Origin of the sequence: Luteibacter yeojuensis, assembly GCF_011742875.1 — a bacterium.
Lineage (GTDB): Bacteria > Pseudomonadota > Gammaproteobacteria > Xanthomonadales > Rhodanobacteraceae > Luteibacter > Luteibacter yeojuensis.
The window spans coordinates 901,620-919,652 of sequence record NZ_JAAQTL010000001.1 but is presented as its reverse complement, the minus strand read 5'-3'; the positions used below and the strand labels follow the sequence as shown (position 1 = coordinate 919,652).

Sequence of the window (18,033 nt, the reverse complement as noted above, 5' to 3'; positions counted from 1 at the left end):
ACACAGAACGAAGGATGCATGACATGAACAGACTGAGTGGAAAGACCGCCGTGATCACCGGCGGCGCCACGGGTATCGGCCGCGCCGCAGCAAAGCGCTTCATCGAAGAGGGCGCTTTTGTCTTCATTTTTGGCCGGCGGCAGGACGTGCTCGACGCCGCCGTTGCCGACCTCGGGCCACATGCCCGCGCGGTGAAGGGTTCGGTCTCGAACGAAGCCGACCTCGACCGACTCTACGCGGCGGTGAAGGCCGAGCGCGGCACCCTCGACATCGTCTTCGCCAATGCCGGGGCGGGCAGCCCGCTTGCGCTCGGCAAGATCACCGCCGGGCACATCGACGAAACCTTCGACACCAACGTGAAGGGCACGATCTTCACGGTGCAGAAAGCGCTGCCGCTGATGGGCGAGGGCGGTTCGATCATCCTGACGGGATCAAGTGCGGGCACCACCGGCGCCCCGGCATTCACTGCCTACAGCGCGAGCAAAGCGGCGGTGCGCAACCTCGCGAAGACCTGGGCGGAAGACCTGAAGGGCACCGGTATCCGGGTCAACGTGCTGTCGCCGGGGGCGACGGCGACCGAGCTCGCCAAGCAGGCGCTGGGTGAGGAAGGCCAGAAGGCCTATGGCGCGATGACGCCGCTCCAGCGCATGGCCGATCCGTGGGAGATCGCGGCGGCAGCGGCCTTTCTTGCCTCGCCGGACAGCAGCTTCATGACCGCCAGCGAGCTCGCCGTCGACGGCGGCCTGGCACAACTCTGACGTGCTACGCCCGGCGGGTTACTCCCTTCGATATGCGGAGCCCGCAATGCGGAGCCCGCAGGGCGTGGTGAACCATGAAAAGCAAAGAGGAAAAACACATGAACAACCATCGTGAACAAAAACTGGCGGGAAAAATTGCGGTCGTTACCGGCGGGAGCAGCGGGATCGGCCTGGCCACAGCCAAGCGCCTCGTGGAAGAAGGTGCGCACGTCGTGATCACGGGGCGGCGAGAGAAAGAGCTGAAGGAGGCTGCGGCCGTCATCGAGAGCAATGTGACGACGGTCGTCGGCGACGTGTCGCGCCTGGACGACCTGGACCGGCTCTATGCCGTCGTGAAAGAGAAACATGGCCACATCGACATTCTCTTTGCGAACGCGGGCGCGGGGACCATCGCACCGCTCGAGGTAGCCACTGAGGCCCACTTCGACCAGACCTTCGATGTGAACGTGAAGGGCGTGTTCTTTACGGTGCAGAAGGCCCTCCCGCTCTTCAAGGACGGCGGTTCGATCATCCTGACCTCTTCGGTCTCGAACGTGTTGGGACTGCCAGGGTTCAGCGCCTACGCCGCAAGCAAGGCGGCTGTGCGCAACTTCGCGCGCGCCTGGACCATGGAGTTGAAAGACCGAGGGATCCGCGTGAATTCGATGAGCCCCGGGCCGATCGATACCCCGGCCCTGGCGACGACGACGGGTCTTACCGCTGAACAGGCCAAGGAAGCCGCCGCCCAGTTCGCCGCGCAGATTCCCATGGGGCGCAGGGGCCTACCCCAGGAAACCGCCGCAGCCGTTGTGTTCCTCGCTTCCGATGAAAGTTCTTACATCACAGGTATCGATCTCGCCGTCGACGGGGGCATGGCGCAGGCCTGATCCCGACGCGGTCCCGAGGCTGCCCCTCCAGAGCGACCAGCCTCGGACCATGCTGCCAGACCTGGATATCACCCAAGCTCAGAGAAGCACACGCATGAACTATTCCATTATCGGTTTCGGCCCTATCGGTCAGGCTCTGGCCAGGGCGTTTGCCCGCAAGCACATCGACATATCCGTGGCCACCACGCGCGACCCGGAAAGCTTTGCCTCCGTCGCGGCCGCAATCGGGCCCACTATCTTTCCAATGACACTGGCGGAAGCGGTCGAGGCGGACATCATCTTTTTGGCCGTACGTTTCAAGTCGCACCAGGATGTCGCAAAGGCGCTGTCGACCTGGCAGGGAAAGACCATCATCGATGTCACCAACACCCGCGTGCCGCCCGAGGAACTGGGAGGAAAACCCTCCTCCACGGTTGTGGCGCAGGCGTTCACGGGTGCACGGCTGGTGAAGGGCTTCAACCATCTGGGGGCTGGCGTCCTCGCCAAGGATCCGGCCGTCCATGGCGGAAGGCGAGTCGTGTTTCTGGCGAGCGACGATGACGACGCCGCGACTGAGGTTGCTACGCTTGCGGAAAAGCTCGGCTTCTCTCCGATCCAGCTTGGCGAGCTTTCCGAAGGTGGGCTTCTGGTCCAGGCGCGTGGAAATCGCTGGGGTCGACTGATCTTCAAGGATCTCGTCAATTTCGACGGATGATCACACCGGCATCGACGCGAAGCACGCAACCGGATCGAGTGCGATCTGGCCCGCGCGACGTGGCCGGAACGCACCACGGCGACGCGGGGCTAACGGACTTGCCGAAGACGCAATCCGAAACGATCGCAAAGGAGATTTTCATGTACGACCGATCCACACTTTCCGAGCTGATCCGTTTCGCATGCGTCGATGCAGGCGCCATCGTCATCGACGTTTACCCGTGTGATGGTGACTAGACCCGAAGCTTCTCTGACATCGTCGGTCCCGAGGGGCGGGTCTACAGCTTCGTGCCGGCTGGAGTCGCCCATTTCAAAAACGATCCGCTCGGCAGCATATGTAGGCTGGAGAAGGAGCCGGGCCGGGAGAACGTCGAAGGGGGTTAAGTGGGTAGGTGTCACGGTTAGCTGGGTGACGACAGCGAACATGCGATATGGGCACGCACGTTATTTTACATAATATACATTATGCGTACGTACACGTACGTGTACGAGGAAGACGACTCCCGACAGACCATCCGTTTCTCCTGTCCTGGTCGGGCCTCAGACCGTTGGGTTACGCGACGAACTTCTTCTTGGCGCCGCGCACTGACCCACGGATCACATGTGCGCACCCGCACCCGCACCCGCAATGGTCTTCTGCACCTTGCCGTTCTTGTCGAGAAAATTGATCACAGGCGTGCCATCCGCAGGCACTTTCACTTGGATGCGTTCTTTTCCGGCCGCGTCCATCATGGACAAAGTGGCGGTCCCATCATCGTCGCGTCCCACCCATATGCGCTGCTTGTTGTGCTCGTTTTCCTTGCTGCATATGCCCTCTCCCGCTCATCCGCGACGCCGAGGTTCTGGGTGCTTGTGCCAGACTGACGGGGGTCGACAGTGCCGGCGGGCGCGCCTCGGGCGGTTCGACGGGAAAGCTCTTCCTTGTGTATCTTCTCCTGGCATCCAGGGGAGCGATCATGAAAAAGGGATTCTTGCTGACCATAGCAACGGCATGGACTGCGGTCGTATCCGCGTCGGGCGTGCCTGATTGGAAACCAAAGGCCGATGTCATCGTCGAGTCGGTACCGGCGGATGGCCCGGGTGCCTGCGTGGCCGTAGTGAAGGGTGGCCAGCTCATCTACTCTACCTCGCGCGGCCTCTCGAGCATCGAGCTCAACGTGGCGCTTTCCGCCGCGAGCCGGTTTCGTGTCGGCTCGCTGACCAAGACGGTGACTGCGGCGGCCATCATGAAGCTCCAGGCGGAAGGCCGCCTGAAGCTTGACGATCCTGTGGCCAAATGGCTCCCTGGGTTTCCGAGCGCCGCCGGTATCACCGTACGCGAACTTCTGAACCATACCTCCGGCATCAGCGATGCGTGGGAGGCCCCACTCGCCGAACCCCTGGATACCACCCATCGGCTCGCCTTGATCGGCAAGGCAGGATCCGATTTTCCACCTGGCACGGATTGGCGCTACAGCAATTCCGGCTACATGGTGCTGGGCGCAATCCTCGAAAAGATCACCGGCCTCGGCTGGTCGGACGCGGAGCGAGAACTTGTACTCGATCCGCTCGGTATCGACGCGATCGGCTATCACGACGATGCGACCATCGTGCCCGGCATGGCATCCGGGTATTCAACGACCGCCGCTGACGTCGCGGTCAAGCCTCAGCTGTACAGTATTACCGGCCCGGGGGCCGCCGGCGCACTGGATGGCGATGCAGGAAGTGTCGCCATGCTGCTCCACCGGCTCGCAAGCGGCCCCGAACCATGGCCGGCCATCTTCCGGTCGATGGCGACCAGTGCTCGTTTGGGCTCGCAGCAACTGCCTTACGGCCTGGGAACCGCCCCAGGTGATCTCCACGGTGTCGCCATCGTGGAGCATTCCGGAGGCATAGATGGCTACTCGGCCTACTACGTCTATGCACCAGGCCAAGATGTCGCCGTCGCCGTGCTTGAAAATTCGGATGCGCCGAAGGTCAGCGCCAGGTCGCTTGCGCGTCGTATCGCTGCGCTGGCACTCGACGTCCCCTACCGAACGTTCGAGCCGGCTACCTGGAGCCGGGAGACCATTAACGCTCTTGAAGGCGCCTACGTCATCGACGGCGACAGCCGCCACTTGATCGCCGTCCGTAACGGTGTCCCATGGATACGCCGCGATGGTGGCCCGGAAAAGCGGCTAGTCCCATCTGCAGGTCACGTGCTGATCTATATCAACGACGGGACGGACTTCATCGAGCCGGTGCTAAACGAACGGGGCGCGGTCACCGCATTGAAGTTCCATGCTGACGGCCAGGCGTCGTCGCGGCTCGAGACAAGGGTGCCATAGTTGCGCAGGCCACCCCCGCGTCACTGATGGACTCAATCCGCCAGTCGCCCAACGACCAGATCCAGCAGCGCCCGCAGCCGGGTCAGCCTGCGCATGTCCCGGTGGTAACCGACCCAGGTTTCCCTTGCCGGCGGGGTTTCGCCCAAGTCGATGATCTGCAAACCGTCGGTGGCATCGCCCAGCGGCCTTGGCAGCACCGCGATACCGATGCCGCGAGCACACATCTGCGCCTGGATGGCGCGGGCATTGGTGCGAAACGCCACATGCGCGTTCGGTAGCATCCGCTGCAGCCAGGCGACGTCGGGCATGCCGCCGAAGGCCGTGTCCATCGTGATAAGCCCCCTGCCCGCGCCGTCGCCCGCCTGCGGCACCGGATGATCCTTCGCCGCGTAGACGCCGTATGGCATGCGCAACAGCTTGCGCGAAACGACGTCCGGTTCGTCGAAGGCCGTGATCCGGAACGCCAGGTCGGCTTCGCGGCGCGAAAGACTGTAGAAGCGCGAATCGGTCAGCAGTTCGATTACCACGCGCGGGTACTGTTTCGCGAAATCGGCCAGCACCGGCGTCAGCACGCATTCGGCGAACCAGTCGGATGCGGTGAGGCGCAGCAGACCGTCGAGCTGCTGTTCCTGGCCCGTGAGTTGCCGCTGGAAGGCAAGTACCTCCTCCTCCATGCGTTCGGCGTGGCCGAGCACGACGATGCCTTCTTCGTTGAGCACGAAACCGGCTTTCGTCCGCTGGAACAAGGTGTGCCCCACGGCTTGTTCCAGCGCCTGCAGTCGTCGCCCCATCGTCGGCTGGGTCTGTCCGAGTTTACGGGCGGCTGCGCCCAGCGTGCCTTCGCGCGCGATCGCCAGGAACACACGCAGGTCGCTCCATTCCATCGCTGGGTCCTCTCGTCGGGGCACTGATCCATGCCTGGTCTTTATCATGCAATTATGCATGGCGTAAATGCATAAATATGAATGTTCAAACAAAATTGATGGGCATAACCTTGGTCCACGCCCTCAGCCCAGTCGAGACCGCCATGATCACTTCCCCGTCCATGCAAGCCGCCGTCCTGGAAAACTACGGCGCACCATTCCGCCTGGCTTCGATCGCCCGGCCCGTACCGCAGGCCGGGCAGGTGCTGGTACGCATCATGGCCAGCGGCGTCAATCCGCTGGATGTAAAGATCCGCGCCGGTGCCGCCGAGCATGCGCGTCATCCCCTGCCGGCCATTCTCGGCATCGACCTTGCCGGTACCGTTGCCGCCGTGGGCCCCGGCGTCGACACATTCCGGGTCGGCGACGAGGTCTATGGTATGACCGGTGGCGTCGGTGGCGTGCAGGGTTCGCTGGCCGAATACGCGGCCGTGGACGCCGATCTACTGGCACATAAGCCGGCGCATTTCACCATGCGCGAGGCTGCTTCGCTGCCACTGGTGTTCATCACCGCATGGGAGGGGCTGATCGATCGCGCCCACATCCGTGCGGGTCAGAACATGCTGGTACAGGGAGGCGCCGGCGGGGTTGGCAGCATGGCGATCCAGATTGCGCGTGCTTTCGATGCGAAGGTCTATGCCACCGAAGCACCGGCACGTGCCGATATCGTCCAGCAACTCGGCGCGACACCGATCGACTATACACAGATGCAGGTCGAGGATTACGTTGCCACTCATGCAGCTGGCCGTGGTTTCGACGTGGTTTTCGACTCCGTCGGTGGGGCGAGCCTGGATGCCTCGTTCAAGGCCGTGGCGCGCTTCGGGCACGTGGTCAGTTCGTTGGGTTGGGGGACGCACGCGCTGGCGCCATTGTCGTTTCGCGCAGCCAGCTATTCCGGCATTTTCACGCTGTTGCCGCTGCTGACGGGCGAAGGCCGGGCCCATCATGGCGAAATCCTGCGTGAGGCCACCCGGTTGGCTGAAACGGGCAAGCTGAAGCCATTGCTTGACCCTCGTTCTTTCACACTGGAAACGGTTGGCCATGCTCATGCACTTATCGAGCAAGGACAGGCACTGGGCAAGCTCGTGGTCAGCATCGGCGACTAACCGGCCATCGGGGTCGCCTCTCTTAAACCAGCTCCGCATCGATGCGCGCGATCTGCCCGCCAGCATTCATCGTGAGATCGAGTAGCCCGATTTCGTGGCCGAAACCGGCATTCCGCGGGTGTCGATGGCCCGGGGGCGCATCCCCGAACATGCTCTCTCGGGAGTCGACGAGCCCACGATCAACCTGACCCTGCGGGGGTGGAAGTCGATGACGGTCGGCGCGAACACGTTGCGCTACGACTCGCCGAAAATTCCGCCGGACGCTGCGCAGCAGTTTAATCAAGATTTCGCGGGTTCTGGAGCGCTTAATGGCTCCGACGTATCGTCGTCCTGTTCGGAGGACCCTCCATGAAGAAGAGAACACGTCATGCCCTAGTTCCTGCCTTCGTTATAACTGTCGCCGCCATAATGGCCGGAACGGAAGGTCATGCCCAGGCGGTCAAACAAGTCAGCCCGGTCATTACGATTAACGAGGCCGCCAAGACGACCCCCATGACAGCTATGCCGCTCAAAGGCCAGCTGACCATGCTCTCGGGCTCGGGCGGCAACATCACCGTCCTCGATAGCCATGAAGGAAAGTTGTTGGTCGACGCCGGTATTGCAGTATCGCGTCCGCGCATCGACGTCGCCCTGTCGGAAATCAGCAGTGCTCCACCCAAATACCTGATCAACACCCACTACCACTGGGATCACACGGACGGGAATCCGTGGGTCAAGGAAGAGGGTGCGAAGATCATTGCTACAGCCGGTACCGCGAAGCGCCTCTCGGTCGCCACTCATGTGACGATGTGGGATTACACCTTTCCGAAGATGGCCAAGGACGGGATGCCGACGGAAATCGTCAAGACCGACAAGACCTTTCGTTTCGGCGGCCAAACGGTAGAGGTTCGCCTCCTTACCCCATCCCACACCGATACCGACCTCTATGTCGTCTTCAAGGAGGCCAATGTCGCCGCCCTGGGCGATCTGTTCTGGAACGGCGTATATCCGTTTATCGACAATGAACACGGCGGCGGCATCGACGGCATGATCAGTGCGGACGACGCGATCCTCGCCAAACTCGATGACGACGTCGTGCTCGTGCCCGGCCATGGTCCGGTCGGGACAAAGAAGCAATTCCAGGATTTCCGCAACATGCTTGCCGCCATTCGCGATAACGTCGCTGCCCTGAAGAAACAAGGTAAGACCCTCGACGAGGTCATTGCCGCAAAACCGACGGCGAAGTACGACGCTGTCTATGGCCAGTTCGTCATCACGCCCGACTTCTTCACGCGCATCGTATACGAAGGACTGAAGTAACCGCAGGAGCGGCGTCTTTCCCGGCGCCTTGGGCACAAGGCGCCTTTCTTTTGGGCAAACTCACATTTGTAGAATGCCGCCCGGCAGCCGCTTATATCCCTGTAAGTACCGACATGACGGCCTCACAGCGGAGGCGCAAGCACACCTGGTGCCCATTCCGCCGCCTTGCGGTGCCGCCACTGCCTTTCGGTCAGTGCATGGACTCTGCCAGACGCGTCGCACACTCGTGTTACACAGGCTTTTGCATTCGTCGCCGCGGCCCTGTCGTAGTCGCGGAGCATGGCTTCGCGAATCTCATGAGGGGTCGGAGTCTGCCGATCGTTGGACGGATCGTCACTCATGGGCCGTTACCACGCCGTAGACACATGCCACGCGATGATCGAGATCGTCGTCGCTCAACGGGATGCTGTTCCCTTCGACCGGCTCGCCATCCAACGTCAACGACGCGGGTTCGCCGGGATCGGCGCGCCGCAGTTCGATCGCGTATATGGATGTTCGATATCGATACCTGACCGAGTAGCCCGCCCATGCCTTCGGCACGCAAGGAACAATCCGTAGCCTGCCCGCGACGAGGGAGATACCGAACAGCGATTCAAGCAACAAGCGATACATCCAGCCCGCCGATCCGGTGTACCACGTCCATCCTCCGCGCCCGACGTGCGGATACACCGCATAGACATCGGCAGCCAGCACATAGGGTTCGACCTTATACGTGGCCACCGACGCCGAGTCCGTCGTGTGGGCTGACGGGAGGATCATCCTTGCCAGGTCCCACGCGTGTTCCGTCAGGCCCAGGCGGGCAAACGCCATGGTCACCCACACAGCGGCGTGCGTGTATTGCCCGCCGTTCTCGCGCACACCGGGTAGGTAGCCCTTGATGTAGCCTGGGTCCATTGCCGTGCGGTCGAAGGGTGGGTCGAGCAGCTGGATCAGGCCTGCATCACGCCGGACGAGATGGGCGTCGACCGAACGCATGGCGTGGCGCGCGCGACTGGCGTCTGCTCCGCCCGAAAGAACCGCCCAGCTCTGTGCCACCGAATCGATGCGGCACTCGTCGTTACCGGCCGCTCCGAGCGGCGTGCCGTCGTCGAACCACGCGCGCAGGTACCAGTCGCCGTCCCATGCATGTGCGTCGACGTTTTCGGCGAGGCGGTTAGCCTCCTCGTCGCAGCGCGCGGCGAATGCCCCGTCACCGTGCTCTGCCGCCACGGGCGCGAATTCCCGAAGGACGTGCATGAGGAAGAATGCCAGCCATACGCTTTCCCCCTTTCCGCCCTCACCGACACGGTTCATGCCATCGTTCCAATCGCCGCCACCGATCAGCGGTAGCCCATGCGCTCCACGCGGCATCGAGTGCATGAGGGCGCGGACGCAGTGCTCATACAGGGTCTCGCGGGTGCCGGAAAGGCGCGGAAGATCGTAGAAGGATTCTTCGCCGGACCGCAGCGCGCGCGATTCGATGTATTCGACGGCCTCCTCGAGCACGGCGGTGTCTCCGCTTGCCCGCACGTAACGGCTGGTAGCGAGCGGAAGCCAGAGCAAGTCGTCCGAACAGGTGGTGCGCACTCCCCTCCCGGATGGAGGATGCCACCAATGCTGGACATCGCCTTCGATGAACTGGCGCGCCGCACAGGTCAGAAGCTGCGCCCTGGCGATGGCGGGAGCAGCATGCAGGGCAGCCATCGAATCCTGCAACTGGTCGCGAAAGCCGATCGCTCCACCGGATTGGTAATAACCGCTTCGAGCCCAGATCCTGCTCGCGATGGTCTGGTAGAGGAGCCAGCCGTTCGCGAAGGTGTCGACGACCGGCTCCGGGCTGCGCACCTGCACCGCGCCGAGGAGTTTGCGCCATTGCGTGCGCACCTCGGCGAGCTCGCGCGCCGCGGCGCCGTCCTGGCGATAACGTTGCACCAGGTCGCGCGCCTCGGACTCGCTGGCCCCCATGCCAAGCTGGAACACGATTTCGCGCGACTCCCCAGGCGCGAGGTGAATGTTTACGCGCAAGGCGCCACACGGATCCAGTCCCGCCCCGACCCGGTTGCTCCATCCCTGCCGTCGCACGGCAAGCGGGGAGGACGCGCGCCCATTCCGGCCGAGGAACTCGCTGCGATCGCCACCGATCTCGCGATCGCCGTCGCCGATGTCGACGTTGACGTCGAAGAAAGCGATATGACCGGGAAAATCGCCGTTGTATGCATTGCGCGCGAACAAGGCACCTGTCATCGGATCGATGTCGGTCACGACGTGCATGGCATTCTTCTCGCGAATGTCGCCCAACACCCACTCGACGTACGCCGTCGCGGTGAGCAGGATGTCGTCCATACCGAGATTGGTGATGCCAAGCACCTGAAACTTGATGGGAGCGTCGCGCGCGACGAAGACTTCCAGTCGGGTCTCCACGTTGCGTTCGGCATGTTCGAACACCGTATAGCCGAATCCGTGGCGCGTGATGTATGCGCCCTCCCCGCGCATGGGCCATGGCGAGGGCGACCACGCGTGGCCCGTCGCTTCGTTTCGCAGGTAGATAGCCTCACCGCAGGCATCCTCCACCGGATCGTTTTGCCAAGGCGTGAGGCGGCAACCATGGGCATTGCCGGACCATGTATACGCGCTGCCGCTTTCCGAGACGACGCTGCCGAAACCGGGATTGGCCAGCACGTTACACCAGGGGACCGGGGTCGCGGCACCCTGCCCCAGCGTGATGACGTACTCGGTGCCATCGGCCGAGAACGCACCGACGGCCTGCCCGGCGGAGATGTCTGCGTCGGGGACGCGGGGCACCCACCCCGCAGGCTCGGCGATCGCCGGCCTCGGCGCCATGCGATGACGCTCCACCTGGTCCTGCAGGGAACCCAGGGTATCCACGACAACGATGCGTGCGCTTGCCTCCATGACCAGGCGGTCTTCGTACGACAATGGCTGAGCCGCCCGGATGTACACGCCGCCCGGGCGGTCCAGAAGGCTCGCTTCGGTACCCGATGCAAGCAGCCCGACCAGCGCGTCGTGGAGTGCCTGCCGGTAGCCTGTGCTGTCCTCGTTCCAGATCACCAGATCCACGGCCAGCCCGCGCAATCGCCAGTACGCGGCAGCGCGGATGAGGTCGCGGGCGATATCGAGGCGCGCGATGTCGCCGATGCGGAGCAGAACGATCGGCAGGTCACCCGAGACGGCCTGTCCCCAGAGTCCCGATTGCCCGCGCGTGTTCGCGGCGATCAATGATGGCGCCGAGCGCATCGTCCCGTTCGCGTAGATGATGGACGTGGCCATGTGCTCGAACAACTGGGCATCGACGAGCGTGGCGTTGGCCTGGCGCAGCGTCACCTGGCTGTGCGTCCACGCGAGATCGAACACACGATCGCAGAGGTGGCGGTCGCGGTATTTCTCGATCAATCGCATGCAATGGCTACGTTCGTCACCTATACCGGTGACGAAATCGAGTGTCGCCGTCTGTTCGGGCTCGAGCATGATACGCACGCGAATGGCGGCCACAGGATCGAGTACCGGACCCGCGGTGCCGGAAAGCCTGCGGGTCCCGGGCGCGAGTGCGATCGGGTTGGCCGCGCTGCGGCCACGGCCTATGAAGCGCGCGCGATCGGTCTCGTAAGAGATCTCGTCGATATCGGCATCGTGCACAGCGACGAGATGACACACCCACGGCGGCGTTTCCTCGGCCGAGCGGGCGCGACGCGTGCACAGCAACGCCTGCATCGAAGCGACGATCTCGGTGGTGACGAAGAGCTTGTTGAAGGCTGGATGCGCCATATCGCTAGCGGCGTCGGCGAGCACCAGTTCGGCGTAGCTGGTCAATTCGACGGTGCGACGTGTCTTGTGGCGGTTCGTGACACGCGTACGGCGAAGCTCGATGTCGTCCTCCGGCGACACGACGATTTCCGTATGGGTTTCGAAACCACGCTGGCGCACGCGGAATTCGGCGCGCGACTCGGCAAAGATGGCCTCGAAGCGCTCCGTGTCCCGCGTCGTGGGCTGGTAGGCCGTGCTCCAGACCTCGTCGTTCGACGGGTCGCGCAGGTAGCAGAACATGCCGTGGTGGTCGCGCGTGACGTCCTCACGCCAGCGCGTCACCGCCATGGCGTCGCGGCGGCTGTAACCACTGCCGGCACTGCTCACCATGACGTGGTACCGGCCATTGGAAAGCAACTGCACGGCCGGTCGCGCACGGTTCGGGTCGGTGAAGAGACGGAGCCGCGATTCGGGTGCCGTCGCCTGCTGCATGCTGTCGCCGACACCCGTGTTCCTGAAGTATTCGCCGGACGAAGAAGGGAGCCGCTCCTGCAACAGGAGACTCGTGGCCTTCACGCTCGGGTCCGACTCGAACCGGCGTCGCATGGGCTGGTCAAGCAAGGCGTGCCCGATCGCCAACAGGGACATGCCCTGGTGATGCGACATGTACGACTGCACGATCGCCGCGTCCTGGCCGTGCCGAAGGCGCGACGGCGTGTAATCGAGCGCTTCATACAAGCCGTAACGGCCGGCCATCCCCGCCTCGCCGAGGCGCCTGAGGTTCGAGGTGGCTGCGGCCGGCGAGACCGTCAACGCCAGCGCACTCGCATACGGCGCGACGACCAGGTCGTCCCCCAAGCCGCGCTTCAGGCCCAGGCCGGGCACGCCGAACGCCCGGTACTGGTAGGTCATGCTTGCATCAACGGCGTTGTATCCGGATTCGGAGATGCCCCAGGGAACGCCACGTTGCCTGCCGTAGTCGATCTGCCTCGCGACCACGTTGCGCATCGTTTCGTCGAGGAGGCTCCCCTCGTAGCTCGGCATCACCAGCATCGGCATCAGGTATTCGAACATGGAACCCGTCCACGAGAGCAGCACGGGCAGACCATTCACTCTCGTCAGCAGACGGCCGAGCGAGAACCAGCTTTCCTGGGAGACCTGTCCCTGCGCGATCGCCACGAACGTGGTCAGGCGCGCTTCGGAGGCAAGCAGATCGTAGAAGGACACGTCGAGTGCGTGCCGCTCGACATCGTACCCGATCGAAAAAAGGCGCCTGTGCTCGTCGTACATGAATGCCTGATCCATCACCGCGAAGTTTCCGGCCATCGCCGCGGCGTTCTGCAGTACGCCGATCCGCGACCGGGCATTTTCTCCGCGCGCTGTGCCAGTTTCGGCGGCGAGCTCGATCAGTGAGGGGACCGTCGTCGTGCCCCTCGCGTTGCCGTTCCAGCGGGTCGCTTCCGCCACCAGATCATCACACTGCGTTGCCAGGCGTCGCAGCCAGAAGGTGGTGTCGCCGGATGGTTCGTGCGTCAGGCTGGCGTGCAGCTCTTTCGCGCGGGCACGCTGGTCCTGTGCGAACTCCAGTACCTCGCTCAAGGAAGCTGGCGGTGCATCCATGGCCTTGCCCAACGCCATGGCCCAGGCGCGCAGTTCGGCCGGCACCGGGGCTGCCAGCGATGCCGCCAGCACGTCGAGCGTATCGCGGAGGCCGATGATCGATTCGCGACGGAATACAGGATCGTCCGCAAGCGCCGACAACCCTCGCTGCAAGGTGATCAGGTGTCCCGCGAGGTTGCCGCTGTCGACGCTGGAGACGTAGCGAGGGCGAAGGGGCTGGAGCGTTTCGATGTCGTACCAGTTGAGGAAATGGCCTCGGTACCGTTCGAGCTGGCCAAGGGTCGCAAGCGTCGCGGCGATGCGCTCGACGAGACGACCGGTGCCCAGGTAGCCGAAGTCGTAGGCGGCCAAGCCGGCCAGCAGTCCCAGACCGATATTGGTGGGTGATGTCCGGCGTGCCACATGTGGCCTGGGCAGCATCTGCAGGTTATCGGGAGGTAACCCGTGGTCGTCGGGGCCACCGTGGACCTCGAAGAACGCCCAGGTCCGCCGCGCCAACTGACGCAGGAAGGCAAGATCGGCGTCTGCGGGTACATAGCTCCGACTCGCCGGAGCGCGGCTGACCCACCACGCGATCACCGGCGAGGCGGCCCACAGCACTAACCAGGGCAACGCCACGGCCAGGGCGAGTGGGCGCGCGAAAGCAAGGAGCGCGGCCAGGACCAGGGCCGCCGCAGGACCCGCCCACAGGGCGGCCCATGGCACGTTCCGTCGATGACGTCCCAGCTTTGCCACGGCACCCGACGAGCGCCACTCGAGCAGATGGCGACGGCTGATGGCGACACGCCAGACCGAGCGAATCATCGCATCCAGGCCCGACTGTGCATCGTGCGGCAACGATGCGATCGCAAGCGCGAAGCGCGCCGCATGGGCACTCAGTGCGGAAAGGGCGGCATGCGCCTGCTGGTGCCAGCCGACATCGCGCGGTTTGCGGAAGACGTCCATGGCTGCCTGTAAAAGGACAGGCAGCAGCGCCATGGAGAGTACCGCGAGCGTCCAGGTCATGATCGGCGCGATCGCGAGCCATCCCACGATCAGCAGGAGCAGCGTCGCCGCGGGAACGATACTGCGGCGCAGGTTGTCGAATAGCTTCCATCGCGACAGACCGCTGAGATCATTGCGCCGCCAGCTTCCGGCGGTCGGCACCATCGGCAACAGCCACGGGACGAGCTGCCAGTCGCCGCGCATCCAGCGGTAGCGGCGTTGGCTTTCGTCGATGTAGCGGTCGGGTATGGATTCAAAGACCAGCACGTCGCTGAGCAGTGCGGAACGGGCGGTGCAGCCTTCGATGAGGTCGTGGCTGAGCACGCGCTCGGGCCGGAAGCGACCGGCCATCGCGTGCTCGAAGGCATCGACGTCGTAAATACCCTTGCCAATGAAGGAGCCCTCATGGAAGAGATCCTGATACACATCCGACGTGGCTCGCGTATATGGGTCGACACCGGCATCCGTGCCGTAGAGCCGCGCATGGAGCGAGCGCGCGTGAGGTGGCAACGCAATGCCGATGCGCGGCTGCATGATCCCGTATCCCGACATGACGACGGTATGCGTGGCATCGAACACGGGCCGATTCAGCGGATGATCCATGGCGCCGACGAGCTGATGCGCCGTGTCGCGTGGCAGGTGGGTATCGGTGTCGAGCGTGATCACGTAACGGATACGCGGCAGGTGGTCGAGGCGTCCCACGATCAGCTGGAACCTTTCCGGTCCCTTTCCCCGCAACAAGGCGTTCAAGGCCGCCAGCTTGCCCCGCTTGCGATCGGCACCGATCCAGCATTGCTCGGTTTCACTCCACGCCCGCGGCCTGTGGAACAGAAAGAAGAAGTCCGGCCCGCCGGCGGCATAGCTCGCGTTGAGGGCGTCCACACGCACGCGCGCATGCTGGAGGATCGCCGTGTCGCCTGGTAGTGTTGGGGACGCGGCGTCGGTGAAATCGGTAAGGAGTGCGAAGCGTAGGGAGGCGTCGCGGTTCGCCAGAAACTTGATCTCCAGCGCATCTACCAGTTCGTCGACATCGCCCGGTTCGCCAAGAAGCGTCGGTACGACGACCAGTGTGCTCGCCTCGATCGGGATACCGTCGCTGTAGTCCATCCGCGGAAGCTGATCGGGACGCGTCAGCAAGGTCGCGGCGAGGTTCAGCAGCCCGAGCGCGAATTGACTCGACAGTGCCGCCGCGGCAAGGGCCAGCACGACGACCATCACCGGTCCCATGCTCACCGAGCCGATATCCAGGAGGGCCACCGTCAAGGCAAGCGTCAGGGTGGCGAGGAGCGTCATCGACAAGCGGAACGCGAACCTGGCCACGGAGGCTCCGCCGCGACCCTTCCTGCGGGTGGCGATCCCCACCCGTTGCTCCAGTGCGGGCAGGCCTTCGCCATAAAGGTGATAGCCGACATGCCGGGACAGCCCCTGCCCGGCCAGGCTCGCCTCGAGCACGGCACGGGCCACATGCAGTTCGTCGAGGCTCGCCTTTCGCGCAAGACGCTCGACCCGATGGCGATAGTCGTCCCGGCTGGCAAAATCCATCCGCCCGTAGATAGAAGCCGGATCCTCGCGCAAGGTCGCCTCGACGAGGCTCGTGCGCTCGACGAGCGTCTGCCAGTTGATCGTCGCGAGCGCGCGCAGGCTGCCAATGCTGTTGCTCACCGACACCTGCTGCGCGGCCTGCTGCTGGGACTCCATCTGGACCAGATACTCGATGCTCTGGCCCGATTCCGCGAGCCGCTGCTCGACCCAGCTCAGCGGCATGGCGAGTGCGGGCCCTTGTCCCTGCAGGCGGCGGGCGAGCTCCGCGACGAACGGGGCACTCATGGCCGGCGACGACCGCGCCATGTCGGCGACGACGAGAACCACGTTCTTCGCATCTTCGGCCGCCATCCGGGCCATCGCATTCGCCCATCGGGTGGCACGTCTCCGGCCCGCACGGTCCACGGTGACGCGTACGGCGATACGGCGCAGGTTTTCGATCAGGGCGAGGCGCAGCATGATGGGCACAGCCCATAGCTCACCGAGGCTCAGCGACGCGACCGACTGGTAGGAGGTGAGAAACCGCGCAAGCCCGGCCTCGTCGATACGGCCATCACCATGGGCTATGACCTCCAGTGCGATGTCGTACACGCGCGGCAGGCCTTTCGACGCGCCGTCGTCGAGCTGCACCAGTTCTCGACTGTATCCCTTGGGGAAATCCCTTTTCGCCGTACGGATCTGCTCTTCGACGAGGTAAAGGTTGTCCAGCAACCACACGCCCGCAGGCGTGGTCGCTTCGCCTCGGTTACTCGTGGCCATCAGTCCACGACAGGCATCCAGGATGGTCTGTTCGTTATCCGCGAGCCTGGGGAGAAGCCACTCCGGCATTCGCATCGACGCGATCCGGTGGCGGCTCGCAAGAACCGGGCCATGCGCTTCCAGCTGATCCGCGTTGAACAGTTCCGCTCGAATCACAGGCTCACGCTCGATGCGTGCCGGAGCCCGGCAGCGACGTTTGCCGAGCAGGATCACGTTCTCGACGAACGGAGTGTGACGGTACACATGCATGGGTCCTGCGTGGGGTTGCGAACGCCCGGTGCGCAATTCTTGCACCGGAAGCGTTACGCGAGCGCGAGGGTTTCGGCCGGGAGCGTTTGCAGCAACGGTCTCGGTTCAGGCCAGCATGAAGGCCTCGTTGCGAATGTCGTACTCAGCAAACTCAACGGCAATGGCATGGCGCTGAACGCCAGTGAGCAGGTAACAAATGGCTGCCAGTCGGTAGCACTTCACGAGAACGCCGTCCCGGCAGATCTCGTAGCCGTCCTCGGTGCAGGCCGCGGCATAGTTCGTGGCGGGCCGAACCCTTGCGGTTCTTCCAGGGCGCATTACGCTACTCCCGTTCATATGGGTAACTCGCTCGCATCGCTGGGCCCGTCCGTGCATATTCCTCCTTTCGTTGTTAGCTGAGAGTTACCCTGCATGGAAACCACCCGCGAGGCGACTCAAGGCTCGAAGCGATGCACATAGCCCACACTGAAGCCCCCCGGCAGCCAGCCCACGATCAAGGGCGAGTCGCGCTGCGACGCCCATATCCCGATACCGGTGCCGATGACGGCGCCGGCAAGGACGTCGCTCTGCCAGTGACCCCGGACCTTCACCCGTGCCACCGCGTCGTAGGCCGGCAACAATGCCAGCGCGTAAACGGTGGGGTGCTCGCTTCCATACCTGACGATGAAAGGCGTGACCGCCGCGGAGATTGCCGCGACCTCGCCGCTGGGAAAGCTCTGCCCGTGCTTGAAGAACCGGTTGGGATCGTTCGTCTGCGACGGCCGCTCGCGGCCGAAGGCGTACTTGAGTCCCTGCGCCCCGACGCCACTGACCACCATGGCATCGACCGAACGCCAGAACGTATCGCCCAGTTCGTCGCCGTCGCCCAGCGCGATCGCGCCCGCCCCTACCACGACGATGCTGCCGTAGATGAGCGTCTTCTGGTTGCTGCGTTTCCAGATGCCGCTGTTGTCGTAGTGCAGCCGATGATCGATGCCGAGGGGGCCTCCGCTCGCGATCGAGTTACCCACGGGCGCGAGAGCGACCAGCAAGATCAGAAGGAAGATGCGCATCGCCGTATACCTCCGGGCTAAGGTGCACCAGAACGCAAGACTCCGTTCCCGGCTTCCTTTCCGAAGCTACGTCGACGCGCCTGTCTCGATGAGCAAAGATGCCGCCACCACGGCGAGGCGATGTCTCCCACACGG

At 63.8% G+C, this 18,033-nt stretch carries 12 protein-coding genes; 7 read left to right on the top strand and 5 right to left on the bottom strand.

Annotated elements, in window-relative coordinates:
- The first annotated feature begins 23 nt into the window (after positions 1-23).
- The 3 genes from HBF32_RS04085 (at position 24) to HBF32_RS04075 (ending at position 2,318) form a co-directional block, all read left to right on the top strand.
- Positions 24-758, top strand: a complete 735-nt coding sequence (locus HBF32_RS04085; RefSeq protein ID WP_166698345.1) for an SDR family NAD(P)-dependent oxidoreductase — start codon at positions 24-26, stop codon at positions 756-758.
- A gap of 98 nt (positions 759-856) precedes the next feature.
- On the top strand, positions 857-1,624 hold the full coding sequence (locus tag HBF32_RS04080) for an SDR family NAD(P)-dependent oxidoreductase (protein WP_166698344.1): 768 nt from the start codon (positions 857-859) through the stop codon (positions 1,622-1,624).
- A 94-nt stretch (positions 1,625-1,718) separates the two neighbouring features.
- Positions 1,719-2,318, top strand: coding sequence for an NADPH-dependent F420 reductase (locus HBF32_RS04075; protein WP_166698343.1), 600 nt, complete (start codon positions 1,719-1,721; stop codon positions 2,316-2,318).
- Between the two features lie 596 nt (positions 2,319-2,914).
- On the opposite strand, the gene HBF32_RS04065 is transcribed toward HBF32_RS04075, so the two are convergent.
- On the bottom strand, positions 2,915-3,085 hold the full coding sequence (locus HBF32_RS04065) for a hypothetical protein (protein ID WP_166698342.1): 171 nt from the start codon (positions 3,083-3,085) through the stop codon (positions 2,915-2,917).
- 188 nt (positions 3,086-3,273) lie between these two features.
- Here HBF32_RS04065 and HBF32_RS04060 point away from each other — a divergent pair, with 188 nt between their 5' ends.
- Positions 3,274-4,623 carry a serine hydrolase domain-containing protein gene (locus HBF32_RS04060; RefSeq protein ID WP_166698341.1) on the top strand — a complete coding sequence of 450 codons (1,350 nt, stop codon included), beginning with the start codon at positions 3,274-3,276 and terminating at the stop codon, positions 4,621-4,623.
- Between the two features lie 32 nt (positions 4,624-4,655).
- Here HBF32_RS04060 and HBF32_RS04055 read toward each other — a convergent pair whose 3' ends face one another.
- A complete protein-coding gene (locus tag HBF32_RS04055) occupies positions 4,656-5,507 on the bottom strand; it encodes a LysR family transcriptional regulator (RefSeq protein WP_166698340.1) in 852 nt (283 codons plus the stop codon).
- A 143-nt stretch (positions 5,508-5,650) separates the two neighbouring features.
- On the opposite strand from HBF32_RS04055, the gene HBF32_RS04050 reads away from it, so the two are divergent.
- The 3 genes from HBF32_RS04050 (at position 5,651) to HBF32_RS04040 (ending at position 7,951) form a co-directional block, all read left to right on the top strand.
- Entirely contained in the window at positions 5,651-6,652 is a 1,002-nt protein-coding gene (locus HBF32_RS04050) for a zinc-dependent alcohol dehydrogenase family protein (RefSeq protein ID WP_166698339.1), read from the top strand.
- 94 nt (positions 6,653-6,746) lie between these two features.
- Complete coding sequence (locus HBF32_RS04045; RefSeq protein WP_166698338.1) at positions 6,747-7,004, top strand: AraC family transcriptional regulator; 258 nt, start codon at positions 6,747-6,749, stop codon at positions 7,002-7,004.
- A complete protein-coding gene (locus HBF32_RS04040; RefSeq protein WP_205287694.1) occupies positions 7,001-7,951 on the top strand; it encodes an MBL fold metallo-hydrolase in 951 nt (316 codons plus the stop codon). The genes HBF32_RS04045 and HBF32_RS04040 overlap by 4 nt, the downstream gene beginning before the upstream one ends.
- 333 nt (positions 7,952-8,284) lie before the next feature.
- Here the strand turns inward: HBF32_RS04040 and HBF32_RS04035 are convergent, their stop codons facing one another.
- The 3 genes from HBF32_RS04035 to HBF32_RS04025 form a co-directional block, all read right to left on the bottom strand.
- On the bottom strand, positions 8,285-16,840 hold the full coding sequence (locus HBF32_RS04035; RefSeq protein ID WP_338039730.1) for a glycoside hydrolase family 94 protein: 8,556 nt from the start codon (positions 16,838-16,840) through the stop codon (positions 8,285-8,287).
- Positions 16,841-16,951: 111 nt separating this feature from the next.
- A complete protein-coding gene (locus HBF32_RS04030) occupies positions 16,952-17,164 on the bottom strand; it encodes a hypothetical protein (protein ID WP_166698336.1) in 213 nt (70 codons plus the stop codon).
- Positions 17,165-17,280: 116 nt separating this feature from the next.
- Positions 17,281-17,898, bottom strand: a complete 618-nt coding sequence (locus tag HBF32_RS04025) for a phosphatase PAP2 family protein (protein WP_166698335.1) — start codon at positions 17,896-17,898, stop codon at positions 17,281-17,283.
- Positions 17,899-18,033 lie beyond the last annotated feature (135 nt).